Source organism: Hymenobacter plasmatis (assembly GCF_020711255.1).
Classification (GTDB): domain Bacteria; phylum Bacteroidota; class Bacteroidia; order Cytophagales; family Hymenobacteraceae; genus Hymenobacter.
The window spans coordinates 38,861-62,464 of the sequence record NZ_JAJFAW010000030.1 but is presented as its reverse complement, the minus strand read 5'-3'; the positions used below and the strand labels follow the sequence as shown (position 1 = coordinate 62,464).

Annotated in this window: 20 protein-coding genes; 8 read left to right on the top strand and 12 right to left on the bottom strand. The window is 59.6% G+C overall.

Annotated elements, in window-relative coordinates:
- Positions 1–59: 59 nt before the first annotated feature.
- The 6 genes from porD to LJ738_RS18655 form a co-directional block, all read right to left on the bottom strand.
- Positions 60–983, bottom strand: a complete 924-nt coding sequence (gene porD, locus LJ738_RS18680) for a type IX secretion system protein PorD (RefSeq protein ID WP_227787867.1) — start codon at positions 981–983, stop codon at positions 60–62.
- Positions 980–1,630, bottom strand: coding sequence for a phosphopantothenoylcysteine decarboxylase domain-containing protein (locus tag LJ738_RS18675; RefSeq protein ID WP_227787866.1), 651 nt, complete (start codon positions 1,628–1,630; stop codon positions 980–982). The genes porD and LJ738_RS18675 overlap by 4 nt, the downstream gene beginning before the upstream one ends.
- Positions 1,631–1,754: 124 nt before the next feature.
- Positions 1,755–2,351 carry a flavoprotein gene (locus LJ738_RS18670; RefSeq protein ID WP_317206811.1) on the bottom strand — a complete coding sequence of 199 codons (597 nt, stop codon included), beginning with the start codon at positions 2,349–2,351 and terminating at the stop codon, positions 1,755–1,757.
- A 186-nt stretch (positions 2,352–2,537) separates the two neighbouring features.
- The gene (locus LJ738_RS18665; protein WP_068197730.1) at positions 2,538–2,885 is read right to left on the bottom strand and encodes a DNA-directed RNA polymerase subunit omega; all 348 of its coding nucleotides are present in this window, start codon (positions 2,883–2,885) and stop codon (positions 2,538–2,540) included.
- Between the two features lie 19 nt (positions 2,886–2,904).
- Complete coding sequence (locus LJ738_RS18660) at positions 2,905–3,735, bottom strand: outer membrane protein assembly factor BamD (protein ID WP_068197733.1); 831 nt, start codon at positions 3,733–3,735, stop codon at positions 2,905–2,907.
- 104 nt (positions 3,736–3,839) lie between these two features.
- Positions 3,840–5,672, bottom strand: coding sequence for an OstA-like protein (locus tag LJ738_RS18655; RefSeq protein WP_227787865.1), 1,833 nt, complete (start codon positions 5,670–5,672; stop codon positions 3,840–3,842).
- 136 nt (positions 5,673–5,808) lie between these two features.
- On the opposite strand from LJ738_RS18655, the gene tilS reads away from it, so the two are divergent.
- Positions 5,809–7,140, top strand: a complete 1,332-nt coding sequence (gene tilS / locus LJ738_RS18650) for a tRNA lysidine(34) synthetase TilS (RefSeq protein WP_227787864.1) — start codon at positions 5,809–5,811, stop codon at positions 7,138–7,140.
- Positions 7,141–7,169: 29 nt separating this feature from the next.
- Here tilS and LJ738_RS18645 read toward each other — a convergent pair whose 3' ends face one another.
- Positions 7,170–8,579, bottom strand: a complete 1,410-nt coding sequence (locus tag LJ738_RS18645; protein ID WP_227787863.1) for an alpha-amylase family glycosyl hydrolase — start codon at positions 8,577–8,579, stop codon at positions 7,170–7,172.
- A 255-nt stretch (positions 8,580–8,834) separates the two neighbouring features.
- Here LJ738_RS18645 and mdh point away from each other — a divergent pair, with 255 nt between their 5' ends.
- Both mdh and LJ738_RS18635 read left to right on the top strand, forming a co-directional pair.
- The gene (gene mdh, locus LJ738_RS18640; RefSeq protein ID WP_068197743.1) at positions 8,835–9,773 is read left to right on the top strand and encodes a malate dehydrogenase; all 939 of its coding nucleotides are present in this window, start codon (positions 8,835–8,837) and stop codon (positions 9,771–9,773) included.
- Between the two features lie 235 nt (positions 9,774–10,008).
- A complete protein-coding gene (locus LJ738_RS18635) occupies positions 10,009–10,413 on the top strand; it encodes a hypothetical protein (protein ID WP_227787862.1) in 405 nt (134 codons plus the stop codon).
- A 10-nt stretch (positions 10,414–10,423) separates the two neighbouring features.
- Here LJ738_RS18635 and LJ738_RS18630 read toward each other — a convergent pair whose 3' ends face one another.
- The 3 genes from LJ738_RS18630 to mutL form a co-directional block, all read right to left on the bottom strand.
- Positions 10,424–11,332 (bottom strand): rhomboid family protein, encoded by a 909-nt coding sequence (locus LJ738_RS18630; RefSeq protein ID WP_227787861.1) that lies wholly within the window; start codon positions 11,330–11,332, stop codon positions 10,424–10,426.
- Positions 11,333–11,388: 56 nt separating this feature from the next.
- The gene (locus LJ738_RS18625) at positions 11,389–12,183 is read right to left on the bottom strand and encodes a rhomboid family intramembrane serine protease (RefSeq protein ID WP_068197746.1); all 795 of its coding nucleotides are present in this window, start codon (positions 12,181–12,183) and stop codon (positions 11,389–11,391) included.
- Between the two features lie 108 nt (positions 12,184–12,291).
- Positions 12,292–14,337, bottom strand: coding sequence for a DNA mismatch repair endonuclease MutL (gene mutL, locus LJ738_RS18620; protein ID WP_227787860.1), 2,046 nt, complete (start codon positions 14,335–14,337; stop codon positions 12,292–12,294).
- 320 nt (positions 14,338–14,657) lie between these two features.
- Between mutL and LJ738_RS18615 the strand changes: the two genes are divergently transcribed.
- Positions 14,658–17,624 carry a serine hydrolase domain-containing protein gene (locus tag LJ738_RS18615; RefSeq protein WP_227787859.1) on the top strand — a complete coding sequence of 989 codons (2,967 nt, stop codon included), beginning with the start codon at positions 14,658–14,660 and terminating at the stop codon, positions 17,622–17,624.
- Between the two features lie 78 nt (positions 17,625–17,702).
- On the opposite strand, the gene LJ738_RS18610 is transcribed toward LJ738_RS18615, so the two are convergent.
- Positions 17,703–18,119 (bottom strand): VOC family protein, encoded by a 417-nt coding sequence (locus LJ738_RS18610; RefSeq protein ID WP_227787858.1) that lies wholly within the window; start codon positions 18,117–18,119, stop codon positions 17,703–17,705.
- Positions 18,120–18,479: 360 nt separating this feature from the next.
- Here LJ738_RS18610 and bshA point away from each other — a divergent pair, with 360 nt between their 5' ends.
- Complete coding sequence (gene bshA / locus LJ738_RS18605) at positions 18,480–19,616, top strand: N-acetyl-alpha-D-glucosaminyl L-malate synthase BshA (RefSeq protein ID WP_227787857.1); 1,137 nt, start codon at positions 18,480–18,482, stop codon at positions 19,614–19,616.
- A 193-nt stretch (positions 19,617–19,809) separates the two neighbouring features.
- Here the strand turns inward: bshA and LJ738_RS18600 are convergent, their stop codons facing one another.
- Positions 19,810–20,346 carry a DUF7935 family protein gene (locus tag LJ738_RS18600; protein WP_068197754.1) on the bottom strand — a complete coding sequence of 179 codons (537 nt, stop codon included), beginning with the start codon at positions 20,344–20,346 and terminating at the stop codon, positions 19,810–19,812.
- A gap of 265 nt (positions 20,347–20,611) precedes the next feature.
- On the opposite strand from LJ738_RS18600, the gene LJ738_RS18595 reads away from it, so the two are divergent.
- The 3 genes from LJ738_RS18595 (at position 20,612) to LJ738_RS18585 (ending at position 23,505) form a co-directional block, all read left to right on the top strand.
- Positions 20,612–20,959: a HesB/IscA family protein gene (locus tag LJ738_RS18595; RefSeq protein ID WP_068197757.1), complete on the top strand. Its 348-nt coding sequence runs from the start codon at positions 20,612–20,614 to the stop codon at positions 20,957–20,959.
- 118 nt (positions 20,960–21,077) lie between these two features.
- Positions 21,078–23,273: a penicillin acylase family protein gene (locus LJ738_RS18590; RefSeq protein ID WP_227787856.1), complete on the top strand. Its 2,196-nt coding sequence runs from the start codon at positions 21,078–21,080 to the stop codon at positions 23,271–23,273.
- 52 nt (positions 23,274–23,325) lie between these two features.
- Positions 23,326–23,505, top strand: coding sequence for a hypothetical protein (locus tag LJ738_RS18585; RefSeq protein ID WP_227787855.1), 180 nt, complete (start codon positions 23,326–23,328; stop codon positions 23,503–23,505).
- Positions 23,506–23,604 lie beyond the last annotated feature (99 nt).

The following is a 23,604-nucleotide window of genomic DNA, read 5'->3' as shown; positions in this document are numbered from 1 at the left end:
TCATGCCGCGCGCCGCAAACCGAAGGTCGGCGGAGCCAGGCACAACCGTTCTACTAATACTACTTCATCACCGACTGGTACTTGGCCGAATTCGTCGGGTCTACTTCCGTGAGCATGGTCACGAGCTGCTGCTTCATTTGGCGGTCCTGGCTGGTCCGGAAAATATTGGCAATTTCATCGGACTTCGCGTCGAAGAATGCCCGGGCAAACAAGGTGCTGGGCCGCATCACGGCGGCGCGCTGGATTCCGGTCAGCGCCATCATTACCGAGGTGCGGGCTTCTTCGGGCCTATCCACAAATATGTCCAGCCCCTGCCGATAATAGGCGTACAGGCCGGTGCGGAAGCCTTCGAGCTGCGGGTCCACAATGTTATCGAGCAGAAAGTGGCGCTCCCGCGAGCCGGTGCCGCGCCATCCTTCGTCAACCTCGCCGGTACTAGTTTGGCCGGCCGAATAATTGACCACGTTGCGGGCCAGCTCATAATACTGCGTGCCCCCGAGCCGGGCAAACGTGTCCCGGTCCAGCCCAATAACCATGTAGGCATAATAGCCCAGCAGCGACGAGAGGTTCGACACGAAGCTATTGGGTGAGAAGTCCAGCGGCGTTTGGGGCGAATAATTGAAGTTAAAGCTCCGGTCTACTATGCTGATGACGTTCGTCTCGTACCCGGTGCCGAACACGGGACGCGTCGAAATCAGGCGCATCGTGGCATTGTAGGTGCCGTTTTGCGGGATGCTGGTAATGCCAATAAATATCTTGAGCCGAATTCGCTCCTCGGGCTTATAGGTCTGGGTGGTCCAGGCGCGGTTGTTGAGGAAGTTCCGAATGTCGGTTTGCATCTGCGTGACCACCGTCGGGTCCGAGATGGTCACGTTTTCAGTCGTTACGTTCACTTCGGCTTGCAGCTCCTGGGCACGGGCCACGGGGCCAGCCACCAGAAGCAGCACGAACATCGGCAAGGCTGCGAGGAATTTTCGCATCATGGGGTTAGGGTCAGGCGCGCCAGAATCAGACTTACCAGTCCGCGGGCCACGTCGGCTTTGGACTGCAACTCAAAATTAACGATTTGGCCGGCGGCATCCAGCACGGTCACCTTGTTGGTGTCGTGGCCAAAGCCCGCCCCGGCATCGCGCAAAGAATTCAGCACAATGAGGTCGAAATGCTTGCGGCGCAACTTGTCCTGGGCGTGGGCCAACTCGTTTGTTGTCTCCAACGCAAAACCTACGGCAAATTGTTCAGGCCGCTTGCTTTGCCCGAGCGTGCCGGCAATATCCACGTTTTTCACCAACTCCAGGGTGAGCGTTTCGCCGGATTTCTTGATTTTTTCCGAAGCCACGTGCGCCGGCCGGTAGTCGGCCACGGCCGCCGCAAATACCCACACATCTGCCGCAGCAGCCACGGCCGAAGCCGCCGCAAACATCTCGGCCGCCGTTTCTACCCGCACGGTGCGAACGCGCGAGCTGGCCGGGTCCGGCAGGCTGCTGGGTCCGCTCACCAGCGTTACCTCCGCGCCCTGCGCCGCAAACGCCTCCGCCAACGCGTAGCCCATTTTTCCAGTCGAGCGGTTCCCCAGAAATCGGACGGGGTCGAGCGGTTCGTAGGTTGGGCCAGCGGTGAGAAGAACGTGCATTTATGTTTGTTTAGAGAAAAGCAAAGAACGTCATGCTGAGCTTGTCGAAGCATCTCTACCGCAGTAGTAAATCACATTACTTACTCAGTAGAGATGCTTCGACAAGCTCAGCATGACGTTCTATCTAGCTAGCCCGCAAATCGTTAAAGAAGCGCTCCAATTCCGCCACTATTTCCTCGGGCTCCAACATGCGGCCGGGGCCGGTAAGTCCGCTGGCCAGTTCCCCGCTGGGCGAATCGAACACGTGGTTGCCAAAGGAGCGCAGCCGCGCCAGGTTCTGCGTCACGGCGGGGTGGGCAAACATGTCCACGTCCATGGCCGGGGCCAAAAACACGGGGCAGCGGGCCGAGAGGTACACGGCACACAGTAGGTTTGGGCACAGGCCATTGGCCAGCTGGCCGATGGTATTGGCACTGGCCGGCGCTATCACCAGGGCATCGGCCCAAAGGCCCAGCTCCACATGGTTGTGCCACTCGCCCGCGGCCGCATCACGCAAAAAGCCCGTCAGGACGGGCTTCTTTGAGAGGGTACCCAGCGTGAGGGGCGTCACGAAAGCCGCCGCTGCTTCGGTGAGGATAACCTGTACTTCGGCTCCTGCCTTCACGAGCAGGCGCGTGAGCACCGCGGCCTTGTAGGCGGCGATGCTGGCACTGACCCCCAGCAGAATGCGGCGGCCTTGTAAAGCGGTTAGCGGTGGATTAGTTGGTAGAGCTTCTGGCATATAAGCCTCGTTGGTAGACCAATATTAAAGTAAGAACGTCATGCTGAGCTTGCCGAAGCATCTTGCCCGCTTCGTTGCAATCAGCTTTGATTACTACTGCGGGCAAGATGCTTCGGCAAGCTCAGCATGACGTTCACTTTCAACAAGCCGTTCTTAACTGACTGTTATCACATGCAACCGGAAGCCTTAGAACAGCTCGCGGGGCACCGGAATCTCCTCCGGCTCGGGCGTGGTGTACTGGATTTTGCCTTGCAGGAACTCCTCGATGGCCAGGCTGGTGGGCTTGGGCATGCGCTCGTACTGCTTGGAAACCTCGATTTGCTCGCGGTTCTCGAATACTTCCTCCAGGTTGTCGACGGTGGAAGCAAACTCGGCCAGGCGGTCGTTCAGCTCTTCCTTCAGCTTCACCGACAGTTGGTTGGCGCGCTTGGAAATCACGGCGATGGCCTCGTACACGTTGCCGTTGTCGCCGGTGATGTCGGCCACGTTGCGCGTGATGATGGAGCTCGACGGGGTGTTGGGATTAGGTTTCATGGGCTGAATTAATTACAAATTAGTTGGATGCCGCAGCCGGCGTAGCTTTCAGCTTGATAATCTGGGCTTGGCTGACGTCGAACATGTCTTGCGCGGCTTTCAGGCTTTTGCTCTTGGGGTAAGCGTCCAGGAATTGCTGATAGAAATTGATTGCTTCCAGGTACCGCTCGCGCTGCTTCGATTCGATGCTTTCCTCAGCCCAGGCATATTGAGCGCTCAGGCGCAGGAAGGCGGCTTGCTCGGCATACGCCGAAGCGGGGTATTGCTGCTGAAAGTTGGTGAGGGCCACCACGGCCGCTTGGTTGTAGCGCAGCTGAAAGTACAGCTTGGCGCTTTCAAACGCTTTGTTTTCCAGCTTTTTCTGCAGTTCCTGGGCCATGTTCTCGGTTTCTGCCTTGAACTTGCTTTCGGGGAAACGATTCAGAAAATCCTGGATGGATTCCAGCGCCGACACCGTGTTGGTCTGGTCCAGCTCGTAGCCTGGCGAGTCAAGAAACAGCGACTTGGCGTTCAGAAACGCAGCTTCCTCTGAATACTCAGAGTTGGGATACGTGTCCGTAAACTGCTTGAAATAGAAGGAGCTCAGTACGTAGTTATGCTGCTTGTAGTTCGTATTGGCAAAGTAGAACTGAGCTTTTTCGGCCTCGGGCCGGCCTTTCAGCAGCGGAATCAGGTCTTCGAGCAGGGTTCCGGCCCGGAAGAAGTCGCCTTTGTCGTAATACTTGACAGCGGCTTCGTACTTTTTATTGACGTCGGTGCTTTTCAGCAGGCGTTGGTAGCTACTAACGCAGGAGCCCAGAATGAGGGTACTAACGAGCAGAAAGAGAACCGTGAGGCGAGAAATCGGCATATGGGGTGCAAAGGTAACGATTTGAGCCCGCGAAGGCAAACGGGCCGCCGCTTCCGGCCGGGCCGCCAGCAGCAAGAGCGCCGGCAGGCCGCCAAAGGTTGCAGCTAGCGCCGCGGGGTAGCTGCCGCGGCTGGCTGCTTGGGAGGCGACACAGCGGCTGCGGGCGTGGTCGGTTTAGCCACGGTTTTGGGCGCGGGAGCTGGCTTAGGCGCCGTGGTTTTGGGAGTCGTTTTTTTAGGAACTACTGGCGACTTGGCCGGGCGCGAAGCAGTGGTTTTGGCCTTTTTACGGGTGACTTTGCGCTTCTTGGGCCGGTCGTCGAACTGCTTGCCCAACACCTGGCGGCGCGTCGGCCGTTCCTTGGCGTGCCAGCTATAGCCCTTGAGCCGCTCATCGTCGGGCTTGAGCTCGTGGGGCGGGATGAACTTGGCTTCCGGGTTCGACAGCACCGTGATTTTATTCAGCTTGCTGTCCAGAAACAGCATTCGCATGTTGGCCGACAGCACCCGGTTCATGCCCGTGGTGGCGGTGTCGTTGTCCAGCGCATAAAAAATGCTTTCCGCGTTGCCGAGCACGTCGATGCGCCGGAGCTTATTGTCGCGGAAGTAGGCCATCATGTTGCGGCCCTTGGTTTGGTTGAAGTTGAGCAGGGTATCCTGGCTCACGGCAAATGCATTGGCGTAGAGGCGCATCTCATCTACCCGGCCGCGCTTCGAGCGGATTTGCATGGAGTCGGCGGTGAGCTGGTTTTTGGCCTGCCACAGCACCGGGTTGCGGTTGAGGTAGATGATGCTGTCCTGCCGGTCGTAGGTCAGCGAGTCGCAGATGCCCTGCAGGTTGCCCCGGAAAATCTTCACCTTTGGGTAGGCATACAGTACCGTGCGGGTGGTGGTTTGGCCGGGGCGGGCCTCCATGCTTATCAGCGTGTCGGCGGCCAGGTACAGCGTATCCTTTTCGCTGATGTTGCGCACCACCGGCCGGCCGCCGTAGAGCTTGGTGCGGCCCAGGCCGCGCCAGTACCGGCCCACGTCGCCGCGCAGGGTGAGGTTGTCTTTTTTCGAAATCAGGGTCACGTGGCCGCGGGCCATGCCGTAGAGCCGGGCTTCGTCATATATCAGCTGGTCACCCCCGAGCAGGTAGTTAGGCGTGTCGATTTTGGCGTTCCGCTTGAAGTTCGACACCCGCGTAAGGGTATTGTAGTTGCCGCCCTCGGCATATAGGTTGCCGCTTTTGCCCTTGATGCGCGTGGGGCCTTCGAAGTAGGCAATTTTGGAAACGGTGTTGTAGCGCAGCGTGTCGTTGTTCAGCTCAGAATCGGGCGTGACGAGGTGCACGCCGCGCTTGAAGACGAAGACTTTCGAGTTGGTGTCGTAGAAGCCCTGCTGGCTGTCGAGGGTGTTTTGCGGGTCGGTGAGGTGGCCGGTTTCGGTGTACGAGGCCGTTTTGCGGTTCAGGTCGTAGTCCAGGCTGGGCGTGGTCAGGGTCATGCGCGGGTCACGCATCACCACGTTACCGGTCATACGGGCGGTGCGCTTGTCGCCGTCAAAAAAGCCCTTGTCGCCGGTGATGGTCATGGTGTCGCTCTGCAGCACCCGCACGTTGCTGAAGGCTTCGACCTGGTTGCGGTCGAGATACTGGTAGGCCGAGTCGCAGTACAGAAAGGTGTCTTCCTGCTGGAAGCTGACGTTGCCGAGCAGCTTGCGGATTTTTATGCCATTGAAGTCGCCCCCCACCAGGGCGCCAGCCGTGAGCAGCTTGATTGGGGCGCCTTTGCCAGCCACTTTCTTACCGGGTGGGCGCTGGCCGGGCGCGGCCGACAGGATGGCCTTCGGCCGGATGGCGGGCACAGGCGTATCGCGCGGCAGGGTCGGGCGTTGGGCCTGCCCCAGCAACGGCAGCAGCGTCAGGAGAAGAAAAAAGTAGCGAGGAAAAGCCATTGGGTGGTCAAAGGTAGGAACGGGGCCCGCGCTAACGGCCATCTTTGCGCTGTAGTACCCAGTGGGACGCGCAGCCCGGCTCCTATCCGTAAGGAAGAGGCCCGGACAGGCTTCCACGACCTATTTCCGTTTTGTTATGCTTGATATTATTCGCCGCTTCATTGAGGAGCACGCCCTTTTTTCCATTGAGAAAGACCCGGTGCTGGTGGCCGTCAGCGGCGGCCTCGATTCGGTGGTGTTATTAGACATTCTGCACCGCCTGGGGGTTCAAGTAGCCGTGGCGCACTGCCACTTCGGCCTGCGCGGCGAAGACGCCGACGCCGACGAGCAGTTTGTGCGCAAGCTGGCCAAGCAGTACGGCCTCCCCTACTTCGCCGAGTTTTTCCAGACCAAGGAATTTGCCGAGCAGGAAGGCATTTCGACCCAGATGGCGGCCCGTTTCCTGCGCTACCGCTGGTTTGAGCAGGTGCGCGAGGCACAGGACCTGGCCTACATCGCCACCGGCCACCACCAGCGCGACCAAGCCGAAACCATGATTCTCAACCTCACGCACGGCACCGGCCTGGCCGGGCTGCACGGCATTCAGGTGAAAAACGGCCACGTGGTGCGCCCGCTGCTGGGCGTGGGCCGCGACGACCTGCACGAATACCTAGTAGAGCGCGGCCTGCGCTGGCGCGAAGACGACAGCAACGACAGCACCGTGTACCAGCGCAACCTGCTACGCCACGAGGTGCTGCCGGTGCTGCGCGAAATCAACCCCAACCTCGACCAGACCCTGCACAGCACGGCCGAACGCGTGGGCGGCGCCGAGGAAATAGTGCGGCGCTACGTGGACGACACCACCGCCCAAGCCCGCCGCGACGAGGCCGAAGTAACGTACCTCAGCATTGCCACCCTCCAGAAAACGGCCGCCACTACCGTCGTACTGCACGAAATGCTCCGCCCCTTCGGCTTTTCCTGGCCGATGGTGAAAGACATTGTGGCAGCCTTTCCCGGCGAGTCGGGCCGGCGCTTCGACTCGCCCACCCACCGCCTTGTGAAGGACCGGGAGAACTTGGTCATCACGCCGCGGCGGCTCACGCAGTACGGCACCTTCCAACTGGCCGCGGGCCAAACCGACCTGCTGGCCGATGGCATGCGCCTGAAAGCAGAGCTACATGAGGACGCCAAGCACTTCATCATTCCGCGCTCCAAAAGCACGGCCGCGCTCGATGCCGACAAGCTGAAATTCCCGCTCACGCTGCGCAAGTGGCAGGAAGGCGACTGGTTTATGCCCCTGGGCCTGAAAGGCAAGAAGCTGCTCAGCGATTTCCTCATCGACCAGAAAGTGCCGCTAAACCTGAAAGACGACGTGCGCGTGCTGACCTCGGCTGACGGCAAAATCTGCTGGGTAGTAGGCTGGCGCGTCGACGACCGGTTTAAAGTGGAAGAAACCACCGAGCGGGTGCTCACCGTGCAACGGATGTAAAACAGGCACCTTTTAGGCGCTGTTTCTATCTATTTCTTGAGCACCAGGTAGCCATATGCCGGTAGCGAAACCACGCTGCCCAGCGTTACGGAAGTGCCTTGGAGGGCGTCGGTCCAGGTGGTACCAACCAGCGCGGCGGGCACGGTATACTGCCGCGCACTATTGCGCACGTTGGCCATCACAAAGGCCTGCTCGCTGCCCGCGGTTTTGGTGAAGGCGCAGACATCGGCCGAGCTGTAGGCCGTGGGCGTGCCGCGGCGCAGGGCGGCGCTACCGGCGCGGGCCCGTAGGAGCTGCTTGTAGGCGCGCGTTACGTCGGGGCGCACATCCCACTTCACTTTTACCGACGTGAAGGGGAAGGGAATGGCGGTGGTCATGCCGGCTTCCTGGCCATTGTACACCATCGGCACGCCCTTGTAGCAGGAGGCAATCACGAAAGCCGACATGGCGCCGGCATCGCCGCCAAACAAGGCGACGGGGGTGCCATCGGAGCCGTTCACGTCGTGGTTGGTGGTGTAGCGCACCACTTGCTGGGTGCCGGTTGCTCCCGTGTACTCGCTGGCATTCAGGGCGTCGAAGGTTGTGGCTGACCCGCCATTGCCGAATACGCTGCGCAGGCCGCCGTAGAAATTAAAGCCAAAATTGTAGTCGAAGCCGGCGCTGAAGTTGGCGCTGCGGGTGGCCTCCGAAAGCAGCAGAAGCTTGTGCGTTTTCACGTGGCGCAGCGTATCCACCGCCTGCTGCCAAAAATCCACGGGCGGCGCATCGGCATAGTCAAATCGAAATCCGTCGACGTTAGCCGTGTACACCCACGATTTCAGGGCTGCAATCAGGTTCAGGCGCATGGCCGGATTACTGAAGTTGAGCTGAGCCACATCGGTATAATTGGTGTTGGGCGGGCTGAGGATGGTGCCGGCACTATTCTGCAAATACCAGTCGGGGTGGTCTGTAACCCAGGCATTGTCCCAGCTGGTGTGGTTGGCCACCCAGTCCAGCATCACGCTGAGGCCCCGGGCGTGGGCGGCGTCAACCAGGGTGCGCAGGTCGGCCAGGGTGCCGAACTCGGGGTTTACCGCCCGGTAATCTTTTACGGCGTAGGGCGAGTTTACTCCCCGAAGCGTCCCGACCGGATAAATAGGCATCAGGTACACCACATTGGTCCCCAGGGCCTTGATGGAATCGAGCCGGGCCGTAACGCCTGCAAAGTTGCCGCCCTGGCTAAAGGCCCGCATGTTCACCTGGTAGATAACGGCATCTTCCCGGTTGGGCACGCCGGCGAAAGGGGTGCCGTATTGCGGGGGCGTCGGAATGCTGGTGCCGGGCGGGTTGAAGGGGGCGAACGCAGGCGTAGGCGTCTCTTTTTTGCAGCCGGCCAGCAGGCCCAGGGCCAGCACGAGGGCCAGGCTATTTTTGAAAGCAACAGTAATAAATGCCGGCATGTAGGAATAAATAAATTGGGTTGTGTTGGAGGTAAGATTTGCCGCTAAAGGGATGCTGACGGCAAAAGGTTCGGTGTAGGGACTAGCGGCAGCATGAGGTAGTAGCGCACAAGCCGCAGCAAGATACTCGCGGCTGCCTAGCTCAATTGTTCATAGCCCGGGCTAGGGTATCGAAATTTTGGCATTGCCTGCCGCGGAACAGAGTTTCGCGGTACTTTTGCGCCTGTTCCTCCCTTACATTCTAACTATATCCCAATGAAAGTTACCGTAGTCGGAGCCGGCAACGTGGGCGCAACCTGCGCCGATGTGCTCGCCACCCGTGAAATTGCCAACGAAATTGTTCTGGTTGACATCAAGGAAGGCATTGCCGAAGGCAAGGCCCTCGATATCTGGCAGAAGGCTCCGATTATTGGCTACGACTCGCGCACCGTGGGCGTCACCAACGACTACGCCCGCACCGCTGGTTCTGATGTGGTGGTTATCACCTCGGGCCTGCCCCGCAAGCCCGGCATGAGCCGCGACGACCTGATTTCGGTGAACGCCGGCATCGTGAAATCGGTAACCGAGCAGGTGGTGGCTCACTCCCCCAATGCCATTATCATCATCGTGAGCAACCCGCTCGACGTGATGACCTACCAGGCCCACCTCACCGCCAAGCTGCCCCGCGAAAAGGTGTTCGGCATGGCCGGCATTCTGGACACAGCCCGCTACCGCGCCTTCCTGGCCGAGGCCCTGAACGTGAGCCCCAAAGACATTCAGGCTGTGCTCATGGGTGGCCACGGCGACACCATGGTGCCCCTGCCCCGCTACACCACCGTGGGCGGCATCCCCGTGACTGAGCTCATCGGCAAAGCTGAGCTGGACGCCATTGTGCAGCGCACCGCCCAGGGCGGCGGCGAGTTGGTGAAGCTCATGGGTACTTCGGCCTGGTACGCGCCCGGCGCGGCGGCCGCTCAGATGGTGGAGGCCATTGTGCGCGACCAGCGCCGCGTGTTCCCCGTGTGCCTGGAGCTGCAAGGCGAGTACGGCATCAACGGTGTGTACCTCGGTGCCCCGGTTATCCTCGGCAAAAACGGCGTGGAGCGGGTTATCGAACTTCAGCTCAACGACGAAGAGAAAGCCCTGCTGGAAACCTCGCGCGGCCACGTAAAAGAAGTAATGGATGCCCTCGACAAAATGGGCCAGCCAGCTTAATTATTGAGCTAATTATTAAAAGGCCCCACCGGATTTTCCGGTGGGGCCTTTTTTATGTTCCATTATACCGCTAAAAAACAAAAGCTCAGCAGCAGCCGGACGTATTTACACCAGTAATAACACCTTAATTATCAACTCATTTACATCACTTTAAAATTCATTAAAAGCACCCCATCTTTGCTGCAAAAGATTCTTACCTTGTATTACCCCCGTTGGTAATGCGGCCCAGTCCATTATGAAAAGAGAGTTCGCAAATTCGTTTGACAAGGTGTACTTGACCATCGAATTTGACCGGGAAAACAACTGGGTTTATAACAACTGGATAGGCGTGCTGCCGACCGAGAAAGTTATCCTGGGCTGCCAGGCCACCATCGATTTTCTACGGGAAACCCACTGCTCGCTGATGCTCAACGACAACCGGCAGGTAATCGGCTCCTGGACAGCCGCCAACGAATGGATTGCCGAGAACTGGGTGCCGCAAGTGCTGGCCCTGGGCCTGAAGCGGTTTGCCCACGTGGTGTCGCCCGGCATTTTTGGGCAGACCTCGGCCGCCGAAATGGTTACCCTCGTGGGCACCCAGCTGGAGATGCGCCTTTTCAAGGACATTGAGCTGGCCAAGGCCTGGCTGCGCGAGGCGTAGGAACGCTGGGCTACTGCTGGCTGGCCCGGAACAGCTTCTGCTTCTCTTCCTTGGACAAGCTCTCGTAGCCCGAACGCGAAATTTTATCCAGGATGGTATCAATCTCATCCTGCAGGGGTTGGTTGGCCACGGCGGGCTTTTTGCCGCTGCCGGAGGAGGCGGCCGCCACGGGCTCGGCGCGGCGCGTGGTGCTCACGTGCATGGTCGGCCGGCGGTTGAACAGGTTGCTCACCCAGTTGCCCACCGCCTGAATGGGGCGGCCCAGGTCGCGGCCCGCCTGCAGCTGCTTGATGAACACAAAGCCGAGTAGCGCCCCGCCCAGGTGGGCAATTTCACCGCCGGGGTTGCCGCCGTTCACGCCCGCCAACGAAATCAGGACAACCACGGCCGCAATCCATTTAATCTTGACCGGGCCAATGAGAATCAGCATGAAGGTGAAGTCGGGCAGCAGCGTGGCGCCGGCCACAATGATGGCCGTGACGGCGGCCGAAGCCCCAATCATGGGCGAGCCCACGGCCGGCTGAAAGGCGGGAATCAGGTTGTAGCTGAGCAGGAAAATGGCCGCCCCAGCCAGCGCGCCCAGCACGTAGATGCTCACGAGGCGGCGGTCGCCGAGGTACTCGCGCACCAGTTGCCCAAACCAGTACAGGTTGAGCAAGTTGAACAAGATGTGGAAGAAGCCTTCGTGGGTGAAGGCATAGGTCAGGACGGTCCAGGGGTGGCGCAGCAGCACCGGCAGCGACGACGACAGCTCCAGCTGCCGCAACACCGGCGGGTAATAGCCACTCGCGCTGCTCACCGTGAGGATGGTGCGCAGCACAATGAGGCCCGCAAACACCAGCACGTTCAGCAGGATGAGCTGCATGAGGGCGTTGTCGCGGCGGCTGAAAGCAGAGCGGATGTCTTGAACGATGCTCATTGGAGTACCTGGATTAAGCGTAACAAGCGGGCTTTATGATAGTTAAAAGTGTTGACTTAATAAAATCTTTCCCGGCCGCTCTCCCAGAACTTTAGTACGACAAACCCGATGACCAGGCCGCCCAAATGAGCAAAGTGGGCCACGTTGTCGCCGGGGGTGCGGTGCACGCCTGCATAAAGTTCATAGGCCGCATAGAGAAACACGAAGTACTTGGCTTTAATAGGAAACGGGAAAAACAGTAGGAACAATTCAGTATTTGGAAACAAATAAGCGAAGGCGAACAGTATGCCGAACAAGGCCCCGGAAGCGCCCAGCATGCCGGCCGCCCGCGAGCCCGTAATGTCTTTGGCCAGGTTATCAACAGCATCGGTAGTAGCCTGCACCAGCTCCGGGTCCTTGGGATTGCGCTGCAGGGCCGCTGCCAGGGTTTCGTAGCCCGTGTAGTTGGAGCCGTACTCGCGGTAGAAGTTGGCAAAGTCGGCCCCGCTGGGTGCCTGGTGAAACTCCAGCCGGGCCTGCTCCATCTGGTGGATTTCGTAGGCCCGCACGCCTTCGTAGAGCAAGCCGGCGCCCACGCCGCATATCAGCCAGAAAGTAAGAAACCGCGAAGGGCCCCACCGCTGCTCCAGCAGCGGCCCAAACGAAATCAAACCAAACATATTGGAAATAATATGCCCCCAGCTGCCGTGCAGAAACATGTAAGTGAAGAACTGCCACGGGTAGAAGTAGGGCGTGCCAATGGGGTACAAGCTGCCTACTTGAGTGAGTAGCGGCAGCAGGTTGGTTTGGGCCAGAAACAGGACAATGTTTGCAATGAGGAGATTGCGAACCGTGGGGGTCAGGTTGAACATAGTAGGCGTGGGGCTCCGGCGGGGCGCTGGAGAATCGGTGAACAGGGGTCAGTAATCGACAGGCGGCGCGAACCGGGCTTAAACTTAAGCCAGCGCCAGGGCAGGAAGTTATTTACGAAAAAAATCGGCCAGCTGCTGCCCGTCCAGCAGCACCAGGGTTTTGCGGCCATCGGGGGTGTAGCCGGGCACTTGGCAGGCAAATAGGCGGTCGGCCAGGGCATTGAGCTCGGCTTCGGGCAGGCGGGTGGTGGCCGTGCCGGCGGCTACGCGGCGGGCCAGCGCCCGGGCCAGGCTTTCGCCCTGGTCGAGCTTGAGCGGGCCCGCCGTGTTGCGGAACTGCTCAATCAGGCTTTCTAATAGCTCTTTTTCGTCCTGAGCAGGCATGCCGGCTGGAATGGCTTCCACCGCAATGGTATTGGGCCCAAACTCCACAAAGATGAAACCCAGCGCGTGCAGCGGCTCGGTGAGCTCGCGCAGCACGGCAAAGTCCGCGGGGCTGAACGTGACGGTGCGCGGAAATAGCAGGGTCTGGGAAGTACCCACGGCCCGGCTCAATTCCTGCCGGAACTGCTCGTAAAGAATCCGCTCGCGGGCCGCTTCCTGGTCGATGAGCAGCACACCCGACTTCACGGGCACCAGCACGTAGCGCTGCTGCACCTGGACAGCCCGGCTGCCGGCCCCTCCCTCCCGCTCCCGCGGGGGCACGGCGCCGGCCGCGGGCGCCTCGGGCGGGGCCAGGCCCAACGAAAGCTCTGCGTTGCCGGCCCCAGCAAATGGGGCTGGGCTTCCCATCTCGAAGCTGCGCATGGTGGCTACGTCCAGCGTGGGCTCGTCGCGCACAGGCTGGCCTAGTTCGCGGTAGAAGGCTTCGAGCTCGCGCCGCGCCTGCTCGGTGGGGCGCGGCGGCAGCGGCCGCTCGTAGCCGTCGCGGCGGGTATCGGGCTTGAAATTCGCGAAGCCCGAAGGCCCGGCGGGCAGGCGGGCAGCAGTTGAAGCCGGGGCATCCGGGCGGTAGCCGTCGCTGCTGGCGGCGCGGTCGGCGGGTGTGGCGGCGGGCAGGTGGTCGTCGGCCTCGGTGGGCACTTGCCCGGTGCCTTTGCCAGTCCGCAGCGGCCGGATGGGCGCAAAGTTCACGTCGCCGTCGAAGTCGAGCGAGGGCGCGATGTTGTGCAGGCCCAGGCTCTGCTTCACGGCCGCGCGCACCACGGCGTACACGGTTTTTTCGTCTTCAAACTTGATTTCCGTTTTGGTGGGGTGCACGTTGATGTCGATGGACTTGGGGTCCAGCTCCAGAAACAGCACGTAGAACGGGTGGGTGTCGCGCGCCAGCAGGCCCTCGTAGGCCGCCAGTACGGCGTGGTTGAGGTAAGCCGAGCGAATGAAGCGGTTGTTTACAAAAAAGAACTGGTCGCCCCGGCTCTTCTTCGACGACTCGGGCTTGCCCACAAAGCCGCGCACCGAAATGGAATGCGTCACCTCTTCGCAGGCGGCCAGCTGCTCCTTGTAGCCATTGCCGAGCAGCGCCACGATGCGCTGGCTCAACTTGCCGGCCGGCAGGCTAAACACCTCCAGGTCGTTTTGGTACAGCGAGAAGGCAATGTGCGGGTTGGCCAGGGCCACGTGCTGAAACTCGTCGAGAATGTGCCGCATTTCCACGGCATTGCTCTTGAGGAAATTGCGCCGGGCGGGCACGTTGAAGAACAGGTTCTTAACGGCGATGCTGGTACCGTCGGGGCAGGCGGTGGGCTGCTGGCTGGTTACCTGCGAGCCTTCCACGAGCAGCAGTGTGCCGGTATCGTGCTCGCGCTGCTTGGTACGGATTTCGACCTGGGCCACGGCCGCGATGCTGGCCAGCGCCTCGCCCCGAAAGCCGAGGGTGCGAATCCGAAACAAGTCCTCGGTTGAGCTGATTTTGCTGGTGGCGTGGCGCTCCAGGCTCATGCGGGCATCGGTGGGCGACATGCCCGCGCCGTTGTCTACTACCTGCACCAGCTGCTTGCCGGCTTCTTTCACAATGAGTTGCACTTGGGCCGCCCCGGCATCGACGGCGTTTTCCAGCAGCTCCTTTACCACGGAGGCCGGGCGCTGCACCACCTCGCCGGCCGCAATTTGGTTGGCGAGGTACTCGGGAAGCAAATGAATTATATCGGGCATGGAGGAAGGCGCACGCTTCAGCTTGCGCTAGAGAAAACAAAAAGAGCTAACCAGCACGTCAACAAGCGGAAACGCGGCCGGCAATAACCAGAAATTGGCCACGTTTTAAACCCAAAACGGGGTTTCGTGCGTACCTTCGCGGCTAAATGGCGCAATTTCGGCATGAAATTTCGCGGCATTTGCCGCTATCATTTCGCTCCGGAACGAGCTACGTTTGGAACCTCCAAACCCAACCGGCGGGTTCCGCTGCTAACCCTGACAAAAGTACGGCCTTCGCGGCCCGTTTGCCTTTGAATCCACCCATCAACTCCGCGAGGCTTATGCGCATCCCCTTTCAGCTTGGCTTACTGGCTTTGCTGCTAGCTACGGGCCTGCTGCTTTCGTTTTCCGATGTAGAAAAGCTGCCAGCGGACCCGCTGCCAGCTTCCCCGGCCGAGGCGGCCTGGGTCGACAGTGTGTTCAACTCGCTCACCCCGGAGCAGCGCCTGGGGCAGCTGTTTATGGTGGCCGCGTACTCCAACAAGGACAAGGCCCACGCCAACCGCATCGAGCAGCTGGTGCGCAACCAGCACATCGGCGGGGTGATGTTTTTGCAGGGCGGTCCCAAGCGCCAGGCCCTGATGACTAACCGCCTGCAGGCCGCCGCCAAGGTGCCCTTGCTCATTGCCATGGACGCCGAGTGGGGTCTCGACATGCGCCTCGATTCCTCGGCTCACTTTGCCAAGCAGATGACGCTGGGCGCCATGGACGACCCCAAGTACGTGTACGAAATGGGCCGCGACATTGCCCGCAAAATGCGGGCGCTGGGCGTGCACATCAGCTTCGCGCCGGTCATCGACGTGAACTCCAACCCCGGCAACCCCGTGATTGGCAACCGCTCGTTTGGCGAAGACCAGGAAAGGGTGGCCAAGCTGGGCATTCAGTACATCAGGGGCTTGCAGGAAAACGGCGTGATGGCCGTGGCCAAGCACTTCCCCGGCCACGGCGACACCGATACCGACTCGCACGTGTCGCTGCCGGTCATCAACACCGACCTGGCCCGCCTCACCAAAGTGGATTTGGTGCCGTTTCAGCAGTCGTTCGAGGCCGGGGTGATGGGCGTGATGGTGGCCCACCTCTACATGCCGCTGTTCGACACGACCAACGCCAAGACCACGACCCTCTCGCACGCCCTAGTCACAGACCTGCTGAAGGACAAAATGGGCTTCAAGGGCCTGGTGTTCACCGATGCGCTCAACATGAAGAGCGTGAGCAAGCTTTATAAAGACGGGGAGCTCGACGCCATGGCGCTGGCCGCCGGCAACGACGTGCTGCTGTTTTCCGAGGACGTGCCGGCCGCGCTGATACGTATCCGGGAGGCGGTGAACGCGGGCCACCTGCGGCAGGAAGATTTGGACCTGCGCATCAAAAAGATTCTGCGGGTTAAATATTGGGCTGGGCTGGCCAAGTACCACCCCACCAAGCTGGCGACCATGCGCGACAGCCTGAACCTGCCGGCCTCCAAGGTGTTGGCTCAGAATATTTTTGAGCACGCCGTAACCGTCGTTAAGAACGACGACAAGCTCCTCCCCTTTCAGCGGCTTGACACGCTTCGGATTGCGGCCATCACCATCGGCACCCAGGCCGAGGGGCCGTACGCCACCATTTTCAACAAATACCAGCCGGGCCCGGTGTACGCCGTGCCCAACCGCTACGCCGACGACTCCACTTTTACCCGCATCGCTGCCCGCCTAAACGGCTACAACGTGGTGGTGGTGAGTCTGCACGGCATGAACAACACGCCCAGCCACAACTACGGCCTGGGCGACGGCGCGTTGAAATTCCTCAAGCAGCTCGAGGCCAACCCCAAATTCAAGACAGTTGTGGTGGCCATGGGCAACGCCTACGGCTTGAAGTTCCTGGAGAATGCCCGCACGCTGGTATGCGGCTATGAAGACCACTACGCGGCGCAGCTGGTGGTGCCGCAGGTGCTGTTTGGGGCGCTGCCGGCCCGGGGCAAGCTGCCCGTTACCGTTTCGCCCACGCTCAGAACCACCACCGGCATTGCCACCGCCGACTTGCACCGCCTGCGCTACGCTGTGCCCGAAAGCCAGGGGTTGAGCTCGCGCGTGCTGGCTCAGATTGACAACATTGCCCTGGAAAGCCAGACCTACGCCGCCGCTCCCGGCTGCCAGGTGCTGGTGGCCCGCAACGGCACGGTGGTGTTCGACCAGAGCTACGGCTACTGCACCTACGACCAGAGCCAACCCGTGACGAGCAGCACGCTCTACGACCTGGCTTCCGTCACGAAGGTGGCGGGCACCCTGCAGGCCGTGATGTACCTCAAGGACCAAGGCAAGCTCAACATCGAGGAGAAAGTAGCCACCTACCTGCCGGAGCTGGCGCGCACCAACAAGCGCGACATGACCATCCGGGACGTGCTGCTGCACCAGGCCGGCCTCAAGCCGGGCATTCCCACTTGGGAGCGCACCATCAACAGCAGCGGCCTGAAACCGACGTTCTACGCCAGCATCCGCTCCGATAATTTCCCCAACGAAGTGGCGCCCGGCGAATACAGCACCAAGGCCGCCGACGACTCCGTCTGGGCCTGGACCATGCGCTCCAGCCTCTTGCCCAAAATCAAGGGCAAGTACCCCACCGAGTATTCGGACCTGAGCTTTATCGTGATGAAGCGGGTGTGTGAGAAGATTCTCAAGCAGCCGCTCGAGGACTTTTTGCAGGACAACTTCTACCGCCCGCTGGGGCTGGGCAGCATGACGTATAATCCGCTGCAGCGCTTCCCCAAGAGCTGCATCGCTCCTACCGAGAACGACACCTACTACCGCCGTGAGCAGCTGCAGGGCACCGTGCACGACCAAACGGCGGCCCTCGTGGGCGGCGTGGGTGGCCACGCCGGCCTCTTTGCCACCGCCAACGACCTGGCCGTGCTGATGCAGATGAACCTGCAAAACGGCAAATACGGAGGCAGCCGCTACTTCCAGTCGCCGGTGGTGACGGAGTTTGCCCGGCCGCAAATGGCCGGCAGCCGCCGCGGCCTGGGCTGGGACCACGGCGACCCCACCAAGCACGAAGGCCCTACCAGCAACCTGGCCCCGGCCAGCACCTTTGGCCACACCGGCTTCACGGGTACTTGCGTGTGGATGGACCCTGACAACCAGATTCTTTACATCTTCCTTTCGAACCGCGTGTACCCAGATGCGGGCAACAACAAGCTGCGCCAGTACAACATCCGGACGCGTATCCACGAGGTGATTTATAAGTCAATGGCCGCCGCGGCCAAACAATAAGTTCGTTCATAAAGAAAAAGGCCGGGGCCGCTACTCAAGTAGCGGCCCCGGCCTTTTTATGCCTACCCAATCAAGCGCTTAGGCCTGGGGGGCGCGCTCAAAGTTCATCATCCAATTGATGCCGAACTTATCGGTCAGCATCCCAAACTTGGCTCCCCAAAACTGGTCGGCTAAGGGCATGGTTACCTGGCCGCCTTCGGCTATGGCAGCAAACAAGCCGTCGATTTCGGCCTCGCTGTTGCAGTTGAGCGACAAGTTCACGGAATTGCCGTTGATGACGGGGCCCTGCATGCTATCCGAGGCCATCATCGTAAAATCGCTGGTAACCAGCTGTGCGTGCATGATGGACTGCTGGCTTTCAGCAGGAAGCTGTGCTCCCATCGGGGATTCCCCAAAAGTCATCATCTTCAGCTCACCGCCAAGGCATTGCTGATAAAAGCTCATTGCGTCGCGGCAATTTCCAGTAAAATTCAGGTAAGCATTAAGTTGGGGCATGCTACTAAGGTTAAATGGGTGAAAGAATTAGGTCACGCAGTTGCTGCAATTAATTTCGACTACCTAATATCATTTACAACACTGGCGACCTACTTCAGCAAAGCTAATGAAAGCTCAAAATATTAGCAAACGCTTTGCTAATATTTTTAACAATATCTAGTTTGGCAGGCGCTATTCACGACGGTTTTGGGAAGATTCGCCGCGAATGCTTTGAATAGGCTCTTCTTTTGTGAGCGCAATATCAAACCCCAACCCAGCTTAACTATGGAGCTTGGGCTGAAGAAAAATCCGGTAAAAATGGCGCAACACCCAACATCTGCGCCTTTGCGTAGTTAGGCAGGCATAATCCCCAATTCTCGAATGAATATCGGTATCGTTTGTTATCCCACGTTTGGCGGCTCCGGCGTGGTGGCCACGGAATTGGGCAAAGCCCTGGCCCAACGGGGCCACCGTGTGCACTTCATCACTTATAGCCAGCCGGTGCGGCTCGACTTTTTCAACGAAAACCTCTTTTACCACGAGGTTTACGTGCCGGCCTACCCGCTATTCCAATTTCCGCCCTACGAGCTGGCTCTGACCAGCAAGATGGTGGACATTGTGCAGAACGAAAAGCTCGACGTGCTGCATGTGCACTACGCCATCCCGCACGCTTCGGCAGCATTTATGGCCAAGCAAATTTTGCGCGCCCGCGGTATCCAGATTCCAGTCGTCACCACTTTGCACGGCACCGATATTACGCTTGTGGGCAAAGATCCCAGCTTTGAGCCGGTGGTTACGTTTAGCATCAATCAGAGCGACGGCGTCACGTCGGTGTCGGCCGATTTGAGGCGCGAAACCTACGAGTACTTTGCGGTTGAAAAGGACATCACCGTCATTCCCAACTTCATCGACCTGCACCGCTTTAAGAAGCAGGACAAGAGCCATTTCCGCGCCGCCATTGCGCCGGAGGGCGAGAAGCTGCTGGTGCACACCAGCAACTTCCGCACCGTGAAGCGGGTGGAAGACGTGCTCCGCATTTTTGTGGGCGTCCGGGAGCAGATACCCGCCAAACTTCTACTCGTAGGCGACGGTCCCGACCGCTCGCGCATGGAAAAACTGGCCCGCGACCTCGACGTACACCGCGACCTGCGCTTCCTGGGCAAGCTCGAAGCCGTGGAGGAAGTATTGAGCGTAGGCGACCTGTTTTTGATGCCTTCCGAAAACGAGAGCTTCGGCCTGGCAGCTCTCGAAGCCATGGCCTGCGAAGTGCCGGTGGTGAGCACCAACGCCGGCGGCATTCCCGAGCTGAACGTGCACGGCGTAACCGGCATGATAAGCGAAATCGGCGACGTGGCCGATATGGTCAAGAATGCCCTGTATGTGCTGAGTGACGAGAACCTGCCCCGCTTCAAAGCCGCAGCTCTTGCCCGCGCACAAGAGTTTGCAGTGGAGAACATTGTGCCCAAGTACGAGGAATGCTACCGAAGCGCCATTGAGTCGCTACACGTAGCGGTGTAAGCAAACGCCTGTCATTGCGAGCGGAGCGAAGCAATCCGTCCTGTTCTCAGCGACCAGCCCAATATTGTGAAAAAGCCCCGACACTGCGCAGTGTCGGGGCTTGTCGCTTTAAAAGAACTTGTCACAATTTGGGTTTGTCGCACCGAGAGGACGGATTGCCACGGCCTGCGCCCTCGCAATGACAGACGGCTCTTTAAAACAGCCCGGCGGCTTCGCTTTTCACCACAGCCAGCGCTTGAGCTGTGGGCTCGGCGCCGTCCATCATCAGGCCTTCGAGAATGCGTTTGGCGAGCTCGGTGCCGCGCGCCTGGCCGGGGGTCGGCAGGCCGTGGTAGGCGCGGTTTACCATAGTCAGTACGTTTTCCTTGGCTTCTTTTACCACCGTCCAGGCATCGCCGGAAATGTAGAGTTGCTGGGAGAGGTTGTGCTCGTACTCGGCCCGGATTTCCTGTTGCAACAGGCGGTGAAAGTCGGGGGCCGTTTGGCCGGCGCTGCTCAGGCGCACCAGGATGTTGTTGGGCGAGATGCGCTCCAGAAACAGCACCACCCGCTCGTAGGCCTGCAGGCGGAGCGGCAAGGTGGTCTTGTTGCTTTCCATCCGCATTTCAATCAGCCGGCGTTGCTGCTCTTTCTCCAGAAACTGGCGGAATAGCACATAAATGGCCCCGGCCACAATGAGGGCCGGCAGGATAATTTTGAGCAGGTCGAAGACGTAGGTGGTCGTATCCATTGAGTAGAGTAGCGCCAAGCTTCAGCGTAGCGGGTTGCGGTAATTGAACGAAAGTGGGAGCGGGAAATTATGGGCGCCCGATTTACGTCCCAGGCCGGTGCATAGCCCTGCGGCCCCACTGTTGGGATGCCAATGGCAGCACAGCGCAAACATACGCCGTGAACCACCGCCCCCCAACTGCTGTTTCATGCTTGCGGCTGTGCCGCGAGCCACTCCGGCTGTTGCTGTATCTTTGTTGCCCACCTATATTAAATTGTCTTTCATTATGGCTTCCGTTGCCACCCTCGCCCCCATTAGCCTCACCGACCGCGCTGTGGTCGAGGTGAAGAATATCATTCAGGAAAAAAATGTACCCGCCGATTACGGCCTGCGCATCGGTGTGCAGGGCGGTGGCTGCTCGGGCATGAGCTACCTGCTCGGCTTCGACAAAGCCAAAGACGCCGACGAAGTGTACGACCTCGACGGCCTGAAGCTCATCATGGATAAGAAGCACGCCATGTACGTATTGGGCATGGAAGTCGACTTCCAGGACGGCCTGAACGCCCGTGGTTTTGTCTTCAACAACCCCCAGGCCAAAAGCACCTGCGGCTGCGGCTCTTCGTTCTCGGCCTAACCCACCCGCAATAGCTCGCTTGGGCTAATTATAGCGATATACCAAGAATAGCCCCGACCGTATGGCCGGGGCTTTTTCGTTTACTTTCGCGTTGTCCATCACCCCAACTTCTGAGTCAATGCGTCCATTCTTTATGCTGCTTGTGCTGCTGACGGCCTCCTCGGCCCAGGCACAGAAATTTAGTTCGCAGGAACTGGCGCGCTGGAAGCAACGAGCCCAGCAGGTTTCCATTACCCGCGATACGTATGGCGTGCCGCACATTTACGGCAAAACCGACGCCGACGCCGTCTTTGGTCTGCTCTACACCCAGTGCGAGGACGACTTTGACCGCGTCGAGATGAACTACCTCGATGCCATTGGCCGCCTGGCCGAAGTAGAGGGCGAGGCGTCGTTGTACCACGACTTGCGCGCCCGCTTGTTCATGGACAGCACCCAGGCCATTGCCATTTATAAAAAGGCTCCGGCCGACATGAAGAAGCTGCTCGACGCCTTCGCCGATGGCACCAACTACTACCTGGCCACCCACCCCACCGTGCAGCCCAAGCTGCTGCGCCGCTTCCAGCCCTGGATGCCCCTCATGTTCAGCGAAGGCAGCATTGGCGGCAACATCAGCGTAGTAAGTATCGAGCGGCTCAAGGCCTTTTACAGCCAGAAGAAATCCAGTTCCTGGCTCAACATTGACGCCGGGCAGAAAGACCGGGACGAAATAGGCTCCAACGGCTTTGCCATTGCCCCGGCCAAGAGCGCCAGTGGCCACGCCCTGCTGCTCATCAACCCGCACACGTCCTTCTACTTTCGCTCAGAAGTGCAGATGGTGAGCCAGCAGGGCCTGAACGCCTACGGCGCCGTGACCTGGGGCCAGTTTTTCGTGTACCAGGGCTTTAACCAAAACTGCGGCTGGATGCACACCTCCAGCAGCGCCGACTCGATGGACGAATACCTCGAAACCGTTGAGAAAAAGAACGGCGCGTTTTACTACAAATACGCCGGCAAGCTGCGGCCCGTGCAAGTACAAAAAGTGTCGTTGCCGTACCGCGATGGCAGCAAAATCCTGCGCAGGGAATACACCATGTACCGCACCCACCACGGCCCCATCGTGGGCCAAAAATCCGACAATCAGTGGGTGGCCGTGCGCATGATGAACGAGCCCCTGGCTGCCCTACAACAGTCGTACCTACGCACCAAGGCCACCGGCTACACCGGTTTCCAGGAGGTAATGAAGCTGAACGGCAACGCCACCAACAACACCGTGTTTGCTGATAATAAGGGCAGCATTGCCTACTGGCACGGCAACTTTATGCCCAAGCGCGACCCCAAATTCGACTGGAGCCAGCCCGTAGATGGCAGCACTCCGGCCACCGAATGGAAGGGCTTCCATGGGGTGAATGAACTGGTGCAAGTACACAACCCCGCCAGTGGCTTCATCCAGAATTGCAACTCTACTCCCTACACCGTAGCGGGCCCCAACAGCCCAACTCCAGCCAAGTACCCCAAATACATGGCCCCCGACGCCGAAAACTACCGCGGCATTAATGCCGTGCGCGTGCTAAGCCGCAAGGGCGTATTTACCCTCGACACCCTAATTGCCGCCGCCAACGACCCGCACCTGACGGCCTTCGACGACATGCTGCCGTCCCTGCTCACGGCATACCAGCCCACGTCGGTAGAGAAAGCCGCTACCCCCGACATGGTGGAGGCCATTGAACTGCTGCGCACCTGGAACCACAACTACAGCTCAACTTCGGTGGCCCAGACCGTAGCCATCTATTGGGCCGAGCGGCTGCTGGCCAAGGCCCGCGCCCGCGTTCCCTCGGCCCAACCGCAGCAGGACTACATCAGCTTCACCAAGTTCGCCATAACAAATACGAGCCCGCAGGAAAAAACCGCAGCCCTGAGCGAGGCCCTGGAAGACCTAGCCCGCGCCTTTGGCACCTGGAAAATGCCCTGGGGCGACGTGAACCGCTTCCAGCGCCTCACCGGTCGCATCGAGGAAACGTACGACGACCAGAAGCCCAGCCTGCCGGTGGCGTTTACATCGTCGGCCTGGGGCTCTTTGGCTTCCTTCAAGGCGCAGGCGTACTCCGGCACCAAGAAGCGCTACGGCACCGTGGGCAACAGCTTTGTGGCCGTGGTGGAGTTTGGGCCGCGCATTACGGCGCGCTCCGTGGTGACGGGTGGCCAGAGCAGTCGCCCCGGCACTGCCCACTTCACCGACCAAGCCGAGTTGTATACTACCGGCCGCTTCAAAGAGGTCCGTTTTTACCCAGAGGACGTAAAGGCACATGCCGAAAAGACCTACCACCCGGGCGAGTAATTAGCTGCCAAGCGTCAGGTTGATTCTTCCCATAACCCTAAAGCAGCCAGCCATGGACATCAAGTATCTCTCCGACGACAAAGGCAAAATTACCGGCGTTTTCATCCCGATTGAAGAGTGGGAACGCCTTCAAAAAGCATACAAAATCACCGAGGAAGCCCCTGCTGATTCCAACGCTAAGCTTCAGCAGTCGCTTTCCGAAGCCATGAAAAAGGCGAAACCTAGCGAATAAGTGCCATGGGGTTGCCATCCGCCGCCTCTTTCATAGGCGCACAAAAAACCCGGTCCTGCCGGGCTTTTTTATTAACTGTGTTTTAGCAGTGCAATGGGT